Origin of the sequence: Streptomyces viridosporus (assembly GCF_002078235.1) — a bacterium.
GTDB lineage: Bacteria > Actinomycetota > Actinomycetes > Streptomycetales > Streptomycetaceae > Streptomyces > Streptomyces viridosporus.
In genome coordinates, this window is sequence record NZ_MSGP01000040.1 from 1 (window position 1) to 18,281 (window position 18,281).

14 protein-coding genes are annotated in these 18,281 nt (G+C 71.1%); 1 reads left to right on the forward strand and 13 read right to left on the reverse strand.

The features are described from left to right. The first annotated feature begins 1,001 nt into the window (after nt 1-1,001). Nucleotides 1,002-4,145 (forward strand): isoleucine--tRNA ligase, encoded by a 3,144-nt coding sequence (gene ileS / locus B7L92_RS02885; RefSeq protein WP_081235926.1) that lies wholly within the window; start codon nt 1,002-1,004, stop codon nt 4,143-4,145. A gap of 221 nt (nt 4,146-4,366) precedes the next feature. On the opposite strand, the gene B7L92_RS02890 is transcribed toward ileS, so the two are convergent. From B7L92_RS02890 to B7L92_RS02950, 13 genes are all read right to left on the reverse strand, one after another. Then, complete coding sequence (locus B7L92_RS02890) at nt 4,367-5,545, reverse strand: DivIVA domain-containing protein (protein ID WP_081235927.1); 1,179 nt, start codon at nt 5,543-5,545, stop codon at nt 4,367-4,369. Between the two features lie 52 nt (nt 5,546-5,597). Beyond that, a complete protein-coding gene (locus B7L92_RS02895; protein WP_004989250.1) occupies nt 5,598-5,888 on the reverse strand; it encodes a YggT family protein in 291 nt (96 codons plus the stop codon). Between the two features lie 47 nt (nt 5,889-5,935). Beyond that, nucleotides 5,936-6,577 (reverse strand): cell division protein SepF, encoded by a 642-nt coding sequence (locus B7L92_RS02900; RefSeq protein WP_081235928.1) that lies wholly within the window; start codon nt 6,575-6,577, stop codon nt 5,936-5,938. A 128-nt stretch (nt 6,578-6,705) separates the two neighbouring features. Beyond that, nucleotides 6,706-7,425, reverse strand: a complete 720-nt coding sequence (locus B7L92_RS02905) for a YggS family pyridoxal phosphate-dependent enzyme (protein WP_081235929.1) — start codon at nt 7,423-7,425, stop codon at nt 6,706-6,708. Nucleotides 7,426-7,431: 6 nt separating this feature from the next. Next, a complete protein-coding gene (gene pgeF / locus B7L92_RS02910) occupies nt 7,432-8,139 on the reverse strand; it encodes a peptidoglycan editing factor PgeF (protein WP_081235930.1) in 708 nt (235 codons plus the stop codon). Between the two features lie 20 nt (nt 8,140-8,159). After that, the gene (ftsZ, locus tag B7L92_RS02915) at nt 8,160-9,353 is read right to left on the reverse strand and encodes a cell division protein FtsZ (RefSeq protein WP_081235931.1); all 1,194 of its coding nucleotides are present in this window, start codon (nt 9,351-9,353) and stop codon (nt 8,160-8,162) included. A gap of 279 nt (nt 9,354-9,632) precedes the next feature. Continuing rightward, complete coding sequence (locus tag B7L92_RS02920; protein WP_081235932.1) at nt 9,633-10,424, reverse strand: cell division protein FtsQ/DivIB; 792 nt, start codon at nt 10,422-10,424, stop codon at nt 9,633-9,635. Nucleotides 10,425-10,437: 13 nt separating this feature from the next. After that, the gene (gene murG, locus B7L92_RS02925) at nt 10,438-11,532 is read right to left on the reverse strand and encodes an undecaprenyldiphospho-muramoylpentapeptide beta-N-acetylglucosaminyltransferase (RefSeq protein ID WP_081235933.1); all 1,095 of its coding nucleotides are present in this window, start codon (nt 11,530-11,532) and stop codon (nt 10,438-10,440) included. 33 nt (nt 11,533-11,565) lie between these two features. Next, entirely contained in the window at nt 11,566-12,891 is a 1,326-nt protein-coding gene (ftsW, locus tag B7L92_RS02930) for a putative lipid II flippase FtsW (RefSeq protein WP_081235934.1), read from the reverse strand. Nucleotides 12,892-12,986: 95 nt separating this feature from the next. Further along, entirely contained in the window at nt 12,987-14,420 is a 1,434-nt protein-coding gene (murD, locus tag B7L92_RS02935) for a UDP-N-acetylmuramoyl-L-alanine--D-glutamate ligase (protein WP_107501356.1), read from the reverse strand. Continuing rightward, nucleotides 14,402-15,475, reverse strand: a complete 1,074-nt coding sequence (gene mraY, locus B7L92_RS02940; protein ID WP_004989225.1) for a phospho-N-acetylmuramoyl-pentapeptide-transferase — start codon at nt 15,473-15,475, stop codon at nt 14,402-14,404. The genes murD and mraY overlap by 19 nt, the downstream gene beginning before the upstream one ends. After that, the gene (locus tag B7L92_RS02945; protein WP_081235936.1) at nt 15,472-16,902 is read right to left on the reverse strand and encodes a UDP-N-acetylmuramoyl-tripeptide--D-alanyl-D-alanine ligase; all 1,431 of its coding nucleotides are present in this window, start codon (nt 16,900-16,902) and stop codon (nt 15,472-15,474) included. Before B7L92_RS02945 ends, mraY begins: the two co-directional genes overlap by 4 nt. Nucleotides 16,903-16,906: 4 nt before the next feature. After that, a partial coding sequence (locus tag B7L92_RS02950; protein WP_438363933.1) for a UDP-N-acetylmuramoyl-L-alanyl-D-glutamate--2,6-diaminopimelate ligase occupies nt 16,907-18,281 on the reverse strand: 1,375 nt, incomplete at its 5' end.

Sequence of the window (18,281 nt, forward strand, 5' to 3'; positions counted from 1 at the left end):
ACCTTTTCGGTCGCCGCGGCCTCCCCGGCCGCCGGCTTCCTCGCGGCCCTCTCCCCCGCGGCCTCCCCGGCCGCCGCCGTCCCGGCCCGCGCAGCCCCGGTCCCGGCCGCCCGCGCCCTCTTCGGGTGCTCCGTGCCGCCCGGGCCGGCCGCAGGTCCCCGCGATCGTTTCGCGGGCTCCGCCGCGCGGCCCGCCGCACTCCGGGGGCTCTTCTTCCCGTCCACGCTCCCGGCCGCACCGCCGGAGGCCTCCGCACGGGGCGCGCCGCCGCCGGCGCGCCCGGACCTGCCGGACGCCGACTGCTGTACGGCGGTCTTCTTCACCACCATGACCGCGGCCCCTTCACATATTGTGATTTTGTGCGCAAATCGTTCTGGGACGATAAATCGACTCGAGTCCCGCGGCAACGGGGCGCACCGCCCGATCTCCTCGCCCCGCGGACGCCGCGCGGCGAACCTGCATGCGTTGTGCCCAGCTCCCCGCCGGGTATGCCGCCGAGGGCGACGTCCCGGGATCCGAACGCACACACCACACCATTCGGGTCATCACCCCTCATGTCAGGTCATATGCAACACGTGCGCCGTCCCCCTCTTCCTCTCCCTCCTCGTCCCCTCTCCGGCCCGATCTCCGGCCCGCTCCCCGGCCGCGGAGAAACCGGTCGGCCGCCGCTCCCGGCGCGCCGTACACTGGGCGGAGCGAAAAGCGGAGATGGGGACGAGTAGCGGCGTACGCAGCCCAGAGCGACCCGGGGACGGTGTGAGCCCGGGGGCGAGCGCGATGTGAAGATCACCCCGGAGCCGCCGGAAGAAAGCCGCCGCCCGACGGCGACGGCGAGTAGAACCGGCATCGCGACCCCAATGAGGGGGCTCACCGGCGCACACGAGGCACCGGGGGGCCAAGGAGGGTGGTACCGCGGGAGCGCGCCGAAGGCGGCGCAGGCATCGACACAGCTCTCGTCCCTCCGGACGGAAGGCAGCAGATCCGCCGGAGGAAGCTCGCTGATGACAACGCCGACGTACCGCCAGGTACCCGCCCAGGTCGACCTGCCCGCCCTCGAGCACGCGGTGCTCGACTTCTGGCGCGAGCAGAAGATCTTCGCCAAGAGCCTGGAGCAGTCCGAGGGACGGCCCGAGTGGGTGTTCTACGAGGGCCCGCCCACCGCCAACGGCATGCCGGGCGCCCACCACATCGAGGCGCGCGTCTTCAAGGACGTCTTCCCCCGCTTCCGCACCATGCGCGGCTACCACGTGGCCCGCAAGGCCGGCTGGGACTGCCACGGCCTCCCGGTGGAGCTGGCCGTGGAGAAGGAGCTCGGCTTCTCCGGCAAGCAGGACATCGAGGCGTACGGCATCGCCGAGTTCAACGCCAGGTGCCGCGAGTCGGTGACCCGCCACACCGACGCCTTCGCCGAGCTGACGACCCGCATGGGCTACTGGGTCGACCTCGACGACGCCTACCGGACCATGGACCCGGAGTACGTCGACTCCGTCTGGTGGTCGCTGAAGGAGATCTTCAACAAGGGGCTGCTGGTCCAGGACCACCGCGTCGCCCCCTGGTGCCCGCGCTGCGGCACCGGCCTGTCCGACCACGAGCTGGCGCAGGGCTACGAGACGGTCGTCGACCCCTCCGTCTACGTCCGCTTCCCGCTCACCTCCGGCCCGCTGGCCGGCGAGGCCGCGCTCCTGGTGTGGACCACCACGCCGTGGACGCTGGTCTCCAACACGGCGGTCGCCGCGCACCCCGAGGTCACCTACGTCGTCGCGACGAACGGTGAGGAGAAGCTGGTCGTCGCCGAGCCGCTGGTCGCCAAGGCCCTCGGCGAGGGCTGGGAGACCACCGGCCGGACCTTCACCGGTGCCGAGATGGAGCGCTGGACGTACCGGCGCCCCTTCGAGCTCGTCGACTTCCCGGCCGAGGCCCACTACGTGGTGAACGCCGAGTACGTCACCACCGAGGACGGCACCGGCCTGGTCCACCAGTCCCCCGCCTTCGGTGAGGACGACCTCAAGGTCTGCCGCTCCTACGGCCTGCCCGTCGTCAACCCGGTCCGCCCCGACGGCACCTTCGCCGAGGACGTCCCCCTGGTCGGCGGCGTCTTCTTCAAGAAGGCCGACGAGAAGCTGACCGCGGACCTCGACGAGCGCGGCCTGCTCTTCCGGCACATCCCGTACGAGCACAGCTACCCGCACTGCTGGCGCTGCCACACCGCGCTGCTCTACTACGCGCAGCCGTCCTGGTACATCCGCACCACGGCCGTCAAGGACCGCCTGCTGGCGGAGAACGAGAACACCAACTGGTTCCCGGACACGGTCAAGCACGGCCGGTACGGCGACTGGCTGAACAACAACATCGACTGGGCGCTGTCCCGCAACCGCTACTGGGGCACCCCGCTGCCGGTCTGGCGCTGCGCGGACGACCACCTCACGGTCGTCGGCTCCCGCGCGGAGCTGTCCGAGCTGACCGGCACCGACCAGTCGGGGCTCGACCCGCACCGCCCGTACATCGACGAGATCACCTTCGCCTGCCCGCAGGACGGCTGCGGGCAGGAGGCCACGCGCGTGCCGGAGGTCATCGACGCCTGGTACGACTCGGGTTCGATGCCGTTCGCGCAGTGGGGCTACCCGTACAAGAACAAGGAGCTGTTCGAGGCCCGCTACCCGGCGCAGTTCATCTGCGAGGCCATCGACCAGACCCGCGGCTGGTTCTACACGCTGATGGCGATCGGCACGCTCGTCTTCGACAAGTCGTCCTACGAGAACGTCGTGTGCCTGGGCCACATCCTCGCCGAGGACGGCCGCAAGATGTCCAAGCACCTGGGCAACATCCTGCAGCCGATCCCGCTGATGGACCAGCACGGCGCGGACGCGGTCCGCTGGTTCATGGCGGCCGGCGGCTCCCCCTGGGCGGCCCGCCGGGTGGGCCACGGCACCATCCAGGAGGTCGTCCGCAAGACGCTGCTGACGTACTGGAACACGGTCGCCTTCCAGGCCCTGTACGCCCGTACGTCGAACTGGGCGCCGAGCGGGGCCGACCCGGCCCCGGCCGACCGCCCGCTGCTGGACCGCTGGCTGCTGTCCGAACTGCACGCGCTCACCGACCAGGTGACCCGGGCGCTGGACGGCTACGACACCCAGCGCGCCGGCAAGCTGCTGTCCGCGTTCGTCGACGACCTCTCCAACTGGTACGTCCGCCGCTCCCGGCGCCGCTTCTGGCAGGGCGACAAGGCGGCGCTGCGCACCCTGCACGAGGTCGTGGAGACGGTCACCAAGCTGATGGCCCCGCTCACCCCGTTCATCACCGAGCGGGTCTGGCAGGACCTGGTCGTCCCGGTCACCCCGGGCGCGCCGGAGTCGGTGCACCTGTCCTCCTGGCCCCAGGCGGACCCGAGCGCGATCGACCCGGAGCTGTCGAAGCAGATGGTGCTGGTGCGCCGGCTCGTGGAGCTGGGCCGGGCCACGCGCGCGGAGTCGGGCGTGAAGACCCGCCAGCCGCTGAAGCGGGCGCTGATCGCGGCCGGCGGCTTCGACACCCTCGACCCGGAGCTGCACGCCCAGATCACCGAGGAGCTGAACGTCGAGTCGCTGGCGTCGCTGTCCGAGGTCGGCGGCTCGCTGGTGGACACCACGGCGAAGGCCAACTTCCGCGCGCTGGGCAAGCGGTTCGGCAAGCGCGTCCAGGACGTGGCCCGGGCGATCGCGGACACGGACGCCGCGGCCCTGTCCCTGGCCCTGCGCGAGGGCACCGCCTCGGTCGAGGTGGACGGTGAGACGATCACCCTCGCCCCGGACGAGGTGATCATCACGGAGACCCCGCGCGAGGGCTGGTCGGTGGCCTCCGACGCCGGTGCCACGGTCGCCCTCGACCTGGAGATCACGGAGGAGCTGCGCCGCGCGGGCCTGGCCCGGGACGCGATCCGGCTGATCCAGGAGGCCCGCAAGAACAGCGGCCTCGACGTGGCCGACCGGATCGCCCTGCGCTGGACGGCCGCGGACCCCGCGACCGTCGCGGCCCTGACCGACCACTCCGCCCTGATCGCCGACGAGGTCCTCGCCACGGACTTCGCCCGGGGCGAGGCGGACGACACCTACGGGGACGCGTTCACGGACGAGGGCCTGTCCCTGACGTTCCGCCTGCGCAAGGCGTGACGCGCGACGATCCCGCACCCGGGGGCCCGGGTCCGTCGAGGAGAACCTCGGCGGGCCCGGGCCCCCGTCGTCGCCTCCCGGGACGGACGGCCCCCGGCTCGGACATCCGGCGCCCGCACCCCGAACGCGCGGAGCACGAGGGCGGGGCCCCGGGTTGGTGAACCCGGGGCCCCGCCCTGAACGCTGCCGACCGCTACGCCGTACTCATGGCCACAGGGCCGTCAGTTGTCGTCCTCGTCGATGAGGAACCCGCGCATCGGCGAGGGAGCCTGCCCCATCGGCGACGGCCCCTGCGGACGCACCGGCGCCATGGGCTGGGTCATCGCCGGCTGCATCTGCTGCTGACCGCCGTAGGACGGGCCGGACTGACCGCCGGGGCCGCCCATCGCCTGGTTGCCGCCGTAGGACGGCGCACCGGCGCCGGCCGGAGCCATGGAGGGCGCCGGGGACGGCGGGAGCGACGGCGCGGCGCTCGCGGGCTGGCGCGGCGGGGCGAGCGAGTCGTCCGCCTGGGTCTCCAGCTGGCGCAGCTGCGACTCCAGGTAGGACTTCAGCCGCGTGCGGTACTCGCGCTCGAAGCCGCGCAGGTCCTCGACCTTGCGCTCCAGCGTGGCGCGGGCGGACTCCAGGGAGCCCATCGCGACGCGGTGCTTCTCCTGCGCGTCCCGCTCCAGGGCGTCGGCCTTGGCACGGGCGTCCCGCTCGAGACCCTCGGCACGCGAACGGGCCTCGCCGACGATCTTGTTGGCCTCGGAACGGGCCTCGGCGATCGCCTGGTCGGCGGTCTGCTGGGCCAGCGACAGCACGCGGGCGGCGCTGTCGCCGCCGGGGCCGCCCTGACCGGGGAGACCGGGGCCGCCCATGGGGCCGCCCATCGGGCCACCGGGGCCCATCTGCCCCTGCATCGGGCCACCCTGGCCCATCGGCCCGGGACCCTGACCCATCGGGCCGGGACCCTGCGGACCGCCCTGACCGCCGGGGCCGGCGGGCAGCTGAGGAGCACCGCTCGGCAGCTGGGGCGGACCACCCATGGGGCCACCCATCTGCTGCTGCGGCGGGCCCGATATCCCGGCGGGCACGGGAGCGCCGGGACCTCGCATGCCCTGCTGCGGCATGCCCTGCTGGGGCATACCCTGCTGGGGCATGCCCTGCTGCGGCATACCCTGCGGCGGTCCCTGCTGGTCCTGCTCCGGGGGCTTGCGCATGTTCTGCTGGTTCTGGGCGGCGGCGCGCGTGGCCGCGGCCAGCTTGGCGCGCAGGTCCTCGTTCTCGCGCAGCAGACGCGTCAGTTCGGCTTCGACCTCGTCGAGGAAGGCATCGACCTCGTCCTCGTCATAGCCTTCTCGGAGGCGGACGGTCGTGAACTGCTTGTTCCGCACGTCCTCGGGGGTCAACGGCATCTCTTCACCTCAACGTAGTCATCGGCAGTCGGCAGGCCCATGTCGTCCACAGTCACCTCAGTGCATTGCCCACGAGGGAGATCAGAATGTAGACGATGATCATCAGCACGAAGAAGGACAGGTCGAGCGCCACGCCCCCGAGACGCAGCGGCGGGATGAACCGCCGCAGAAGCTTCAACGGTGGATCGGTGACAGTGTAGGTGGCCTCCAGGACGACCACCATCGCCTTGCCGGGTTGCCATGAGCGGGCGAACTGGAAGACGTAGTCCATGACCAGCCGGAAAATGAGCACGATGAGGAACACCATCAGCGCGATGTAGATCACCTGCGCGAACACGCTCATGGCTTGCTCTTCCCTCTCCCCTGTACCTGCTCGATCGGTCCTGCGTCTCAGCTCTGGTTGAAGAACCCGCCCTCTGCGATGCGGGCCTTGTCCTCCGCCGTGACATCGACGTTAGCAGGAGACAGCAGGAACACCTTCTGCGTCACCCGCTCGATACTGCCGTGAAGACCGAACACCAGACCGGCCGCGAAGTCGACAAGTCGCTTCGCGTCCGTGTCGTCCATCTCGGTCAGATTCATGATCACCGGAGTGCCCTCACGGAAGTGTTCCCCGATGGTACGGGCCTCGTTGTAGGTCCGGGGGTGGAGCGTGGTGATCCGGTAAGGCTCTCGTTCCGACACGACCTTGGGCATGATCACCGGTGCGTTCTTCTCCAGGCTTGCGCGTTCTTGTGTGATGGACGCCACGGGGGCGATGCGTGCCGGACGTGGCGATTCCGCGGGAAGCGAAGCGGAGCGGGCGACCGGCTCGCGAGGCGCGGGCGGCTGCACGACTCGTACCTCTTCTTCCCTTTGTGACTGATGTGAACCATGCGACTGATGTGCAATTTCGTGCCGCCTGTGGTCACGTTCGGGTTCCGGGTCGAGTTCGGGTTCAAAGTCGTCGTCTGGGTCGAATCCGCGGCCGTCGTACCCATCGTCCTCCACGAGGCCGAGGTAGACCGCCATTTTGCGCATCGCGCCGGCCATGCTCCGAGTCCTCCGCTCTGTGGTGGATCCGCTGACGACCGCCAAGTGCCCGCGATCCACAAGGTCCTTATGTCCGCTATTGGCGGCAATGACCATATTTTCTACTGTGGTCCGACTTCTTGGCGACGTTACCCGAGCCTGGGGCGGACTCCGAGTACCGCACTGCCGACGCGCACATGTGTCGCTCCGGCGGCAACGGCCTGTTCGAGGTCCGTACTCATTCCTGCCGAGACCATGTTCGCAGTCGGATGGGCCTTGCGCAGGTCGGTCGACAAATCCACCAACCGCTCGAACGCCGCCTGTTGACGTCCGGCGTACTCCCCGGTGAGCGGGGCGACCGTCATCAGCCCGTCCAGCCGCAGCCCCTCGGCCCCGGCGACGAGCGCGGCCAACTCCGCGACCCCGCCGGGCGCGACGCCCCCGCGCTCCCCCCGGCCGCCTTCGCCCGCGTCGAGCGCGACCTGGACGAGGCAGCCCACTTCACGCCCGGTCCGCACGGCCTCCCTGGAGAGGGCCGTCACCAGCCGGGCGCGGTCGACGGAGTGCACGACACCCGCGTAACCGACCACGGAGCGCACCTTGTTGGTCTGCAGCTGACCGACGAAGTGCCAGGTGAGCGGCAGGTCCGCACACTGGGCCGCCTTCGGCGCGGCGTCCTGGTCGCGGTTCTCGGCGACATGGCGCACACCGAGTTCCGACAGGAGCCGCACGTCGCTCGCCGGGAAGGTCTTGGTGACCACGATGAGGGTGACCTCGTCGCGCGCACGTCCGGACGCGGCGCACGCGGCGGCGATCCGCTCCTCCACTCTCGCCAGATTCGCGGCGATCTCGCTCTTACGGTCCGTCATGTTCCATCAGTCCAGCCACACATAGCCCGCGAGCCGCCCGGTGGTGCGGTCGCGTCGGTACGAGAAGTGATCCCCCGACTCCAGCGTGCACACCGGCGACTGCGCCCGGTCGCGCACCCCGAGCCGCTGGAGCTGCGCGTGCACGCCCGCGCCCACGTCGACCGCCGGGGTGCCCCAGCTCGTCACGGCGTGCGCCGCCGGCTCGACGGCGGCCACCTCGGCGCGCATCGCCTCCGGCACCTCGTAGCACCGGCCGCAGACGGCCGGCCCGGTGCGGGCGACGATCCGCGAGGGCTCGGCGCCGAGTCCGACCATGGCCCGTACGGCGGCGGGGACCACCCCGGCGACCAGTCCGGGCCGTCCCGCGTGGGCCGCGGCGACGACCCCGGCGACGGGGTCGGCGAGCAGCACCGGCACGCAGTCGGCGGTGAGCACGGCGAGGGCGAGACCCCGCCGCGCGGTGACGATCGCGTCGACCTCGGGGACGGGGCTCTCCCCCCAGGGCTCGTCGACCACGGCCGTAGCGGCCCCGTGCACCTGGTTCATCCAGACCACCCGGGCCGGATCGACGCCGAGGGACTCGGCGGCCAGTTCGCGGTTGGTGCGCACGGCGCCGGGGTCGTCACCGACCGCTCCGCCGAGGTTGAGCTCCGCATACGGAGCGGCGCTCACCCCGCCCCACCGGTCGGTGAAGGCGAAGTGCGCGCCGCTCACGCTCTCGCGCCGGGCTGCTATCACTTCAGGAAGTCCGGCACGTCCAGCTCCTCGGCCGCGCTGTCGTAGGTCCGCGTCGGCGGGACCGGCGGCTGGACGACCGGGATGTCGTGCACCGGCTCCGGCTTCATCGGCTCCGGGTCCTCCTTGGGCGTGACGCTGCCGAGCGAGCCGAAGGAGGGGCGGCTCTCCGGCTGCCGTGCCGGGGCCGGCTCCTCGCGCTTGGCCGAGGACGAGCCGAGGACGTTCTCCCGCTTGGCCGGCGGCTGGCCGCCGTCGAAGCCGGCCGCGATCACGGTGACCCGGACCTCGTCGCCGAGGGCGTCGTCGATCACCGCGCCGAAGATGATGTTGGCCTCGGGGTGGGCGGCCTCGCTCACCAGCTGGGCGGCCTCGTTGATCTCGAACAGACCGAGGTCGCTGCCGCCGGAGATGGAGAGCAGCACACCGCGGGCGCCGTCGATGGAGGCTTCCAGCAGCGGGGAGGAGATGGCCATCTCGGCGGCGGCCACCGCGCGGTCGTCGCCGCGGGCCGAGCCGATGCCCATGAGGGCCGAGCCGGCCTCCGACATGACCGACTTCACGTCGGCGAAGTCGAGGTTGATCAGACCGGGCGTGGTGATGAGGTCGGTGATGCCCTGGACACCGGAGAGCAGCACCTGGTCCGCCGACTTGAAGGCGTCGAGGACCGAGACCTGGCGGTCCGAGATGGACAGCAGCCGGTCGTTCGGGATGACGATGAGGGTGTCGACCTCTTCGCGCAGCTCCGCGATGCCGTCCTCGGCCTGGTTCGCGCGGCGCCGCCCCTCGAAGGTGAACGGGCGGGTGACCACACCGATGGTGAGAGCACCGAGCGAGCGGGCGATGTTGGCCACGACGGGTGCGCCGCCGGTGCCGGTGCCGCCGCCTTCACCGGCCGTCACGAAGACCATGTCGGCCCCCTTGAGGACCTCCTCGATCTCCTCGCGGTGGTCCTCGGCGGCCTTGCGGCCGACGGCCGGGTTGGCCCCGGCGCCGAGTCCGCGGGTGAGTTCACGGCCGACGTCGAGCTTGACGTCGGCGTCGCTCATCAACAGGGCTTGCGCGTCGGTGTTGATGGCGATGAACTCGACGCCCTTGAGACCGACCTCGATCATCCGGTTGATGGCATTGACACCACCGCCGCCGACACCGATGACTTTGATGACTGCGAGGTAGTTCTGCGGTGCTGCCACGTCGAAGGCCTCTCGCCTCGAGTTACGTGTCGCCGTTCCGCGGGTGCGCCGCGAACCGACGACTGATGCCGAATGGGACGGTCCGTAGCGCCGACCCGAACCCTAACGTTGAACTTTAGGGTTACCAGTGTGTCTGTTCCCTGGAGTCTTCCGAACAGGACACTAAGTCGACACGTGGCGCCCGTTCAACGAACACGCCGAACCTCCCGTTTTTCTTTTCACCCTATGTGATCAGGCGTAGCGCTGCCCAACCAGGGTGCTGGCCTGCACTGATGAGCGTCAACTCCCCGATGACGCCGGAGCCGTGGGAACGCTGACGTCGAAGTGCCGCGCACCGGAAGCCGCTTTCATCAGAGCCGTGAGGGCTCGGGCCTTCGCCGCCCCCTTCTCGCTGCTTCCCCAATCGACCGTCCTGTCACCCGTCAACCGCAGCGAGATGTCGTCGTAGGAACGGACCTTGACGCCGCGGACCTCGCGCGCGACGGAGTCCGGGACGGCGTCGGCGGCCCGCACCGCCTCCCGCACCAGCCGGTCCTCGCCGAAGCGGCGCAGGCTCGCGGCCGCGGAACCGCTCCGGGAGACGGCCAATTCCAGCAGGGGGACACCTCGCGGAGCCTGGGAAACCGTGGCGAAACGGACACCTCCCTTGTCCACTTCGGTGAACTTTTCGCCCTTTTGCAGAAGAAGGACCGGAGTGCGCTCCGTCACTTTCAGCTCGATTTCGTGCGGCCAGGAACGGATCACGTCAACCGTGGCAATTCGGGGCAATTCTTTGGCGATCCGCGCCTCGATCGCCCCGGTGTCCACCGAAATCAACTGCTCCCCCAGGGGAACGTCCGCGACCTCGCGCACCTGCGCGGGCGTCAGGATCCGGGTGCCGGACACGGACACGCGCTCCACGCGCACGAGGTCCGAGCCGTACAGCAGCCAGAAGGCCCCGCTCCCGAGGAACACGAGGGCGACGGCCAGAACGATCATCACACGAAGGCGTCGTCGGGAACGCCGGACGGGCGGCGGGCCGGACGACCCCTGACGGCGTTCACCGCGCTCGGCGGTGGTCGGTCCGGCCACGCGCGCGCTCCTTTCAGTGGCGGTGGCGCGAGGCGATCGCCTCGTACACCATGCCGACGAGCAGGTCGTCGGCGTCCCGGCGGCCGAACTCGGAGGCGGCGCGGGACATCTCGTACAGCCGGTGCGGATCGGCGAGGACGGGCAGCACGTGCTGCTGCAGCCACTCCGGCGTCAGCTCCGCGTCGTCGACCAGCAGCCCGCCGCCGGCCTTGACCACCGGCTGGGCGTTGAGCCGCTGTTCGCCGTTGCCGATGGGCAGCGGGACGTAGGCGGCCGGGAGTCCGACGGCGGAGAGCTCGGCGACGGTCATCGCGCCCGCGCGGCAGAGCATCATGTCGGCCGCGGCGTACGCGAGGTCCATCCGGTCCAGGTAACTTACCGGGATGTAGGGGGGCATGCCCGGCATCTGCTGCACCTGCGGCAGTTCGTTCTTCGGGCCGACCGCGTGCAGGATCTGGATCCCGGCCTGCTGCAACCACGGAGCCACCTGCTGGACGACCTCGTTCAGCCGGCGGGCGCCCTGCGAGCCGCCGGAGACCAGCAGCGTCGGCAGGTTGGGGTCGAGCCCGAACGCGGCACGGGCCTCGGGGCGGACGGCGGCCCGGTCGAGGGTGGCGATGGAGCGGCGCAGCGGGATCCCGATGTACCGGGCGCCCCGCAGCTTGCTGTCGGGCGTGGAGACGGCGACCTGGGCGGCGTAGCGGGAGCCGATCTTGTTGGCCAGACCGGGCCGGGCGTTGGCCTCGTGGATCACGATCGGCACACCGAGCCGCTTGGCCGCGAGGTAGCCGGGCAGGGCGACGTAGCCGCCGAAACCGACCACGGCGTCCGCCTTGGTGCGCTCCAGGATCTGCTCGGTCGCCTTGATGGTGCCGCGCAGCCGGCCCGGCACGGTGATCAGCTCGGGGGTCGGCTTGCGTGGCAGCGGTACGGCGGGGATCAGCGCCAGCTCGTACCCGCGCTCGGGTACGAGACGTGTCTCGAGGCCGCGCTCCGTGCCCAGGGCCGTGATGCCCACGGTCGGATCCTGCCTGCGCAGGGCGTCCGCGAGGGCGAGCGCGGGCTCGATGTGGCCCGCGGTTCCTCCGCCGGCGAGTACGACATGCACCGAAATTCACCGCTCTCCGGACGAACGCGCCGCTCAGGCACGCCGTCGCATCGTGTTCCATCTCCGGGGCCGCTGAGGACCCCCGTCCCGCTTTTTACCAAAGCGGGGTTGCCGCATCGCAAGCGCCATCCGCGCAGCGGGGTCCTCACGCGCGAAGGCGATCAGCAACCCGATGGCGAACATGGTCGGCAGCAGGGCGGACCCCCCGTAGGAGAACAGCGGGAGCGGGACGCCGGCGATCGGCAGCAGGCCGAGCACCGCACCGATGTTGATCACGGCCTGGGCCATGATCCAGGTGGTCACGCCTCCCGCGGCGTACCTCACGAAGGGGTCCTCCGTGCGTCCGGCCACGCGGATGCCCGCATAGCCTAGAGCCGCGAACAGGGCGAGTACCGACAGCGTCCCCGCCAGACCCAGTTCCTCACCGGTGACGGCGAAAATGAAGTCGGTGTGGGCTTCGGGCAGTTGTCCCCATTTCTCCACACTCGCCCCCAGGCCGGAACCGAAGATCCCGCCGGAGGCGAGGGCGTAGATCCCGTGCACCGCCTGCCAGCAGTCGACCGGTCCCGACTGGGGCTCGGTGGCACCGAGGCAGGCGAGCCGGGCCATGCGGTTCGGGCTGGTGCGGATGAGGATCACGCCGAGCAGGGCGGCGACGGACAGCACCCCGGCGAACATCCGGGTGGGCGCCCCCGCCAGCCACAGCAGGCCGAACAGGATCGCCGTCAGGATGATCGCCGTCCCCATGTCGCCGCCGAGCATGATCAGTCCGAGCAGCATGAAGGCGGCCGGAACCAGCGGCACCAGCATGTGCTTCCACTGGCCCAGCAGCCGCCTGTCCTGTTTGCGGGCGAGCAGGTCGGCTCCCCACAGCACCAGCGCCAGCTTGCCGAACTCGCTGGGCTGGACCTGGAAGGAGCCGCCGAGGGCGATCCAGTTCTGGTTGCCGTTGACCTCGACCCCTATCCCCGGCACCTGCACCAGGACCATCAGGAAAACGGCGCCCGCGAGGATGGGGTAGGCCAGCGCCCGGTGCAGCTTCACCGGCATCCGGGAGGCCACGAGCAGCAGCACGGTGCCGATCGCGGCGGCCAGGAGCTGCTTGCGGAAGAAGTAGGAGCCCGGCAGGGACATCTGCAGCGCGGTGATCTGGGAGGCCGAGTAGACCATCACCAGGCCGAGCACGGTGATCAGCGCACTGCCGCCGAAGATCAGGTAGTACGCGGTCAGCGGCCGGTCCCATGCCTTGCGGGCCCGGGTGTGCAGGGTGCGGAGGGGGTTCTCGCGCCTGGGCCGGGGCACGGCGGGCCGGCGGACGGCGCGCTGCACGGGCGGCCCGCCGGTACGGCTACCGGGCATCAGGACCTCCGTCGCGCGCCGGACAGGTGTACGCCGGACAGGGCCTCGACGGTCCCACACGTCCCTCCCAAGGTCGCCCGGCGCAGGCGGCCGGGTCAGGCGCCGAGTTCGCGCACCGCCTGGGCGAACGCCTCACCGCGCCTGTTGTAGTTGGCGAACATGTCCATCGAGGCGCAGGCCGGGGCGAGCAGTACCGTGTCGCCGGGCCGTGCGAGCCGCCGCGCCTCCTGGACAGCCTGGAGCATCGCCCCAGTGTCGGTCCGGTCGAGGTCGACCACCGGCACCTCGGGGGCGTGTCGCGCGAGGGCTTCGCGGATCAGGGCGCGGTCCCGGCCGATCAGGACGGCACCGCGCAGCCGCTTCGCCGCCCCCGCGACCAGTTCGTCGAAGGTCGCGCCCTTCGCCAGACCGCCCGCGATCCACACCACCGGCTCGTACGCCGCCAACGAGGCTTCGGCGGCATGCGTGTTGGTGGCTTTGGAGTCGTCGACGTAGGCGACGCCGTCCACGTCGGCCACGTGCGCGATGCGGTGGGCGTCCGGGGTGAAGGCCCGCAGGCCGTCGCGCACGGCCGTCGCGGGCACCCCGAAGGCGCGGGCGAGGGCCGCGGCGGCGAGGGCGTTGGCGACGTTGTGCGGGGCGGGCGGGTTGACGTCGGAGACCTCGGCGAGCTCCTGGGCGTTCCTGTACCGGTCCTCGACGAAGGCGCGGTCGACCAGGATGCCCTCCACGACGCCGAGTTGGGAGGGACCCGGCGTGCCCAGGGTGAACCCGACGGCGCGGCAGCCCTCCTCGACGTCGGCCTCGCGGACCAGGTCCTCGGTGGCCTTGTCGGCGACGTTGTAGACGCAGGCGACGCGATTGCCCTCGTAGATGCGGCCCTTGTCGGCGGCGTACGCCTGCATGGAGCCGTGCCAGTCGAGGTGGTCGGGGGCGAGGTTCAGCACGGCGGCCGAGTGGGCGCGCAGCGACGGCGCCCAGTGGAGCTGGTAGCTGGACAGCTCCACGGCGAGCACGTCGTACTCCTCCTCGCCGAGCACCGCGTCCAGCAGCGAGACGCCGATGTTGCCGACGGCCGCGGTGCGCAGGCCCGCCGCCTCCAGGATGGAGGCGAGCATCTGGACGGTGGTGGTCTTGCCGTTGGTGCCGGTGACCGCGAGCCAGGGGGCGGAGTCGGGGCGGCGCAGCCGCCAGGCGAGCTCGACGTCGCCCCAGACGGGGACGCCGGCCCGCTCGGCGGCGGCGAACAGCGGCTTGTCGGGCCTCCAGCCGGGTGCGGTGACGATGAGGTCGGTGCCCTCGGGCAGGGTCGCGCCGTCGCCGAGGCGGACGGTGACGCCGAGCTGCTCCAGCTCGGCCGCCTGGGCCCGGGCGCGCTCGTCGTCGCCGTCGTTGACGACCGTGACGTGCGCGCCGAGGCCGTGCAGCACCTTCGCCGCCGGGACGCCGGAGACGCCGAGCCCGGCGACGGTGATGTGCTTGCCCCGGAATTCCGAGGGCGCCGACGAGGTCACTTTTCCGCTGCCCATCCCGCGTAGAAGAGGCCCAGTCCGACGATCACACAGATGCCCTGGATGATCCAGAAGCGGACCACCACGAGCACTTCGGACCAGCCCTTGAGTTCGAAGTGGTGCTGGAGCGGTGCCATCCGGAAGACCCGCTTCCCGGTGAGCCGGAAGGAGCCGACCTGGATGACCACCGACATGGTGATGAGGACGAACAGACCGCCGAGGATGGCGAGCAGCAGCTCGGTGCGGGAGCAGATCGCGAGACCCGCGAGCACACCGCCGAGCGCCAGCGAACCGGTGTCGCCCATGAAGATCTTGGCCGGGGAGGTGTTCCACCACAGGAAGCCGAGGCAGGCGCCCATCAGCGCGGCGGAGACGACGGCGAGGTCGAGCGGGTCGCGCACCTCGTAACAGGCGTTGGGGTTGGTCAGCGTCTCGCCGTTGGCGCAGGACTCCTGGAACTGCCAGACGCCGATGAAGGTGTAGGCGCCGAAGACGAGGACGGAGGCGCCGGTGGCGAGACCGTCCAGACCGTCGGTCAGGTTCACGCCGTTCGACATCGCGAGGATCATGAACAGCGCCCAGACGACGAACAGCACCGGGCCGATGGTCCAGCCGAAGTCCGTGATGAACGACAGCTTCGTGGAGGCCGGGGTCTGGCCGCGGGAGTCCGCGAACTGCAGGGAGAGCACCGCGAAGGCGATGCCGACGATCAGCTGGCCGGCCATCTTCGCCTTGGCCCGCAGACCCAGCGAACGCCTCTTGACGATCTTGATGTAGTCGTCCAGGAAGCCGACCATGCCCATGCCGACCATCAGGCCCAGCACCAGCAGGCCCGAGTACGTCGGCGACTTGCCGGTGATCACCTTGCTGAGGAAGTAGGCGGCGACCGTCGCCAGGATGAAGGCGATACCGCCCATGGTCGGCGTACCGCGCTTGCTGGCGTGCTCGCGCGGGCCGTCGTCACGGATGTACTGGCCGTACCCCTTGCGCGCGAGCAGCTTGATCAGCAGCGGAGTGCCGATCAGCGTCAGGAAGAGGCCGATGACGCCTGCGAACAGGATCTGATTCATCATCGGGCGGCGACCTCACCCTCGGCACCGGTCTCGAGCAGCGCCTGCGCCACGCTCTCGAGCCCGACCGAACGGGACGCCTTCACGAGTACGACGTCTCCCGGGCGCAACTCGCTGCGCAACAGGTCGACCGCCGCCTGTGCGTCGGACACGTGCACCGACTCCTCACCCCACGAACCCTCGTTATATGCGCCCAGTTGCAGCCAGGCAGCTTCCCTGCCCCCGACCGCGACGAGCTTGCTGACGTTGAGCCGGACGGCGAGCCGTCCGACCGCGTCGTGCTCGGCGAGCGCCTCGTCCCCGAGCTCGGCCATCTTGCCGAGCACCGCCCACGTGCGTCCCCCTTTTGCCTGTGAGGCCCTGCCCATCGCTGCCAGGGCGCGCAGGGCGGCCCGCATGGACTCGGGGTTCGCGTTGTAGGCGTCGTTGACGACCGTCACGCCGTCCGGGCGCTCGGTGACCTCCATCCGCCAGCGGGAGAGGGAGCCCGCCTCGGAGAGTGCGCGGGCGATCTCGTCTGCGGGCATGCCCAACTCGTGGGCGACGGCGGCCGCGGCGAGCGCGTTCGACACGTGATGCTCACCGTACAGGCGCATGGTCACATCACATGCACCGGAGGGTGTGTGAAGTCTGAAGGAGGGCTGTCCGCTGTCCGTGAGTCGCACGTTCTCGGCCCGAACGTCCGCTTCGTCGGACTCTCCGAAAAGGATCACCTTCGCCTTCGTACGGGAGGCCATGGCCCGTACGAGGGGGTCGTCCGCGTTGAGGATCGCGGCGCCGCCCTCCTCGGCCGGGGGCAGGGCCTCGACCAACTCGCCCTTCGCCTGCGCGATCTGCTCGCGGCCGCCGAACTCGCCGATGTGGGCGGAGCCCACGTTCAGGACGAGTCCGACCCTCGGGGGCGTCAGACCGGTGAGGTAGCGGATGTGGCCGATCCCACGGGCGCCCATCTCCAGCACGAGGAACTTGGTCTCCTCGGTGGCGGTGAGCGCGGTGAGCGGCAGCCCGATCTCGTTGTTGAGCGAGCCGGGGGTGAAGACCGTGGGCCCGTGGCGCTGCAGCACCTGGGCGATGAGGTCCTTGGTGCTGGTCTTGCCGGCCGAGCCGGTGAGCGCGACGAGGGTGGTGCCGAGCCGTCCGACGACGTGCCGGGCGAGGGCGCCGAGGGCCGCCTGGACGTCCTCGACGACGATCGCGGGCACGCCGACCGGACGGGAGGCGAGCACCGCGGCCGCGCCCGCCTCGACGACCCGCGCCGCGAAGTCGTGGCCGTCCACGCGCTCGCCGACGAAGGCGACGAAGAGGCTGCCCGGACCCGCCTCCCGTGAGTCCCGGACCACTGGTCCGGTGACCTGGACGGAGGGGTCCGGTATGTCGTGCGTCTGCCCGCCGACGACTTCTGCGATCTCGGCGAGGGAGAGGGCGATCACAAGTTCATCCCTGGGTCTTCTTGATGGCTTCGCGAAGCACCTGGCGGTCGTCGAAGGGACGCACCACCCCGGCGATGTCCTGCCCCTGCTCGTGGCCCTTGCCCGCGACCAGCACGGTGTCCCCGGGCCGCGCCCGGGCCACGGCGGCGGCGATCGCGGCGGCCCGGTCCTCGAAGACCTGCACCTCGCCGCGCTCGTGGGCGGGGACGGAGGCCGCGCCCTGGAGCATGGTGGCGAGGATCGCGAGGGGGTCCTCGGAGCGGGGGTTGTCGGAGGTCAGTACGGCGGTGTCGGCGAGCCGCGCGGCGGCTGCGCCCATCGGGGCCCGCTTGGTGGTGTCCCGGTCGCCGCCGCAGCCGAGCACCACGTGCACCCGGCCCTCGGTGACCCTGCGCAGGGCGCGCAGCACCGATTCGACGGCGTCGGTCTTGTGGGCGTAGTCGACCACCGCGAGGTACGGCTGCCCGGCGTCCACGCGCTCCAGCCGGCCCGGCACGCCCGGCACGGCGGCGATGCCGTCGGCGGCGGCCTGCGGGTCGAGGCCGGCGGCGGCCAGCGCCACGATCGCGGCGAGGGTGTTGGCCACGTTGAAGGGGCCCGGCAGCGGCGACCGGGCGGCGATCCGCTCGTCCTCGGGACCGATCACGGTGAACGACGAGTCCATCGGGCCGACCCGGACGTCCTCGGTGCGCCAGTCGGCGTCGGGGTGGCCCTCGGCGGAGTAGGTGACGACCGGGACGCCGGCCTCCTTGGCGAGGCGGCGGCCGTACTCGTCGTCGACGTTGACCACGCCGAGCCTGCTGCGTTCCGGCGTGAACAACTGCGCCTTGGCCCGGAAGTAGTCCTCCATGTCGGAGTGGAACTCCATGTGCTCCGGGCTGAGGTTGGTGAAGACCGCGATGTCGAAGACGCAGCCGTCGACCCGGCCGAGGACCAGGGCGTGGCTGGAGACCTCCATGGCGACGGCGTCGGTGCCGCGTTCCCGCATGACGGCGAACAGCGCCTGCAGGTCGGTGGCCTCGGGCGTGGTGCGCTCGGACTTGATGCGCTCCTCGCCGATGCGCATCTCGACGGTCCCGATGAGTCCCACCCGTCGCCCGCCACCGCCCTCGTCCGTGCCGCGGGCGGTCTTGAGACCGCCCTCGACGAGGTACGCGGTGGTGGTCTTGCCGGAGGTGCCGGTGATGCCGATCTGGAGCAGGTCGCGGCCCGGGTGGCCGTAGATGGTCACCGCCAGCTCGCCCATCCGCGCGCGCGGGTCGTCGACCACCAGCGCGCGCGGATGGGCGAGCTCGCGGTGACCATCTCCTGCCACCCGGGCCGCGACCTGCCCCATATCGGCATCACCGGCACCTCCGGCAAGACCACCACCGCGTACC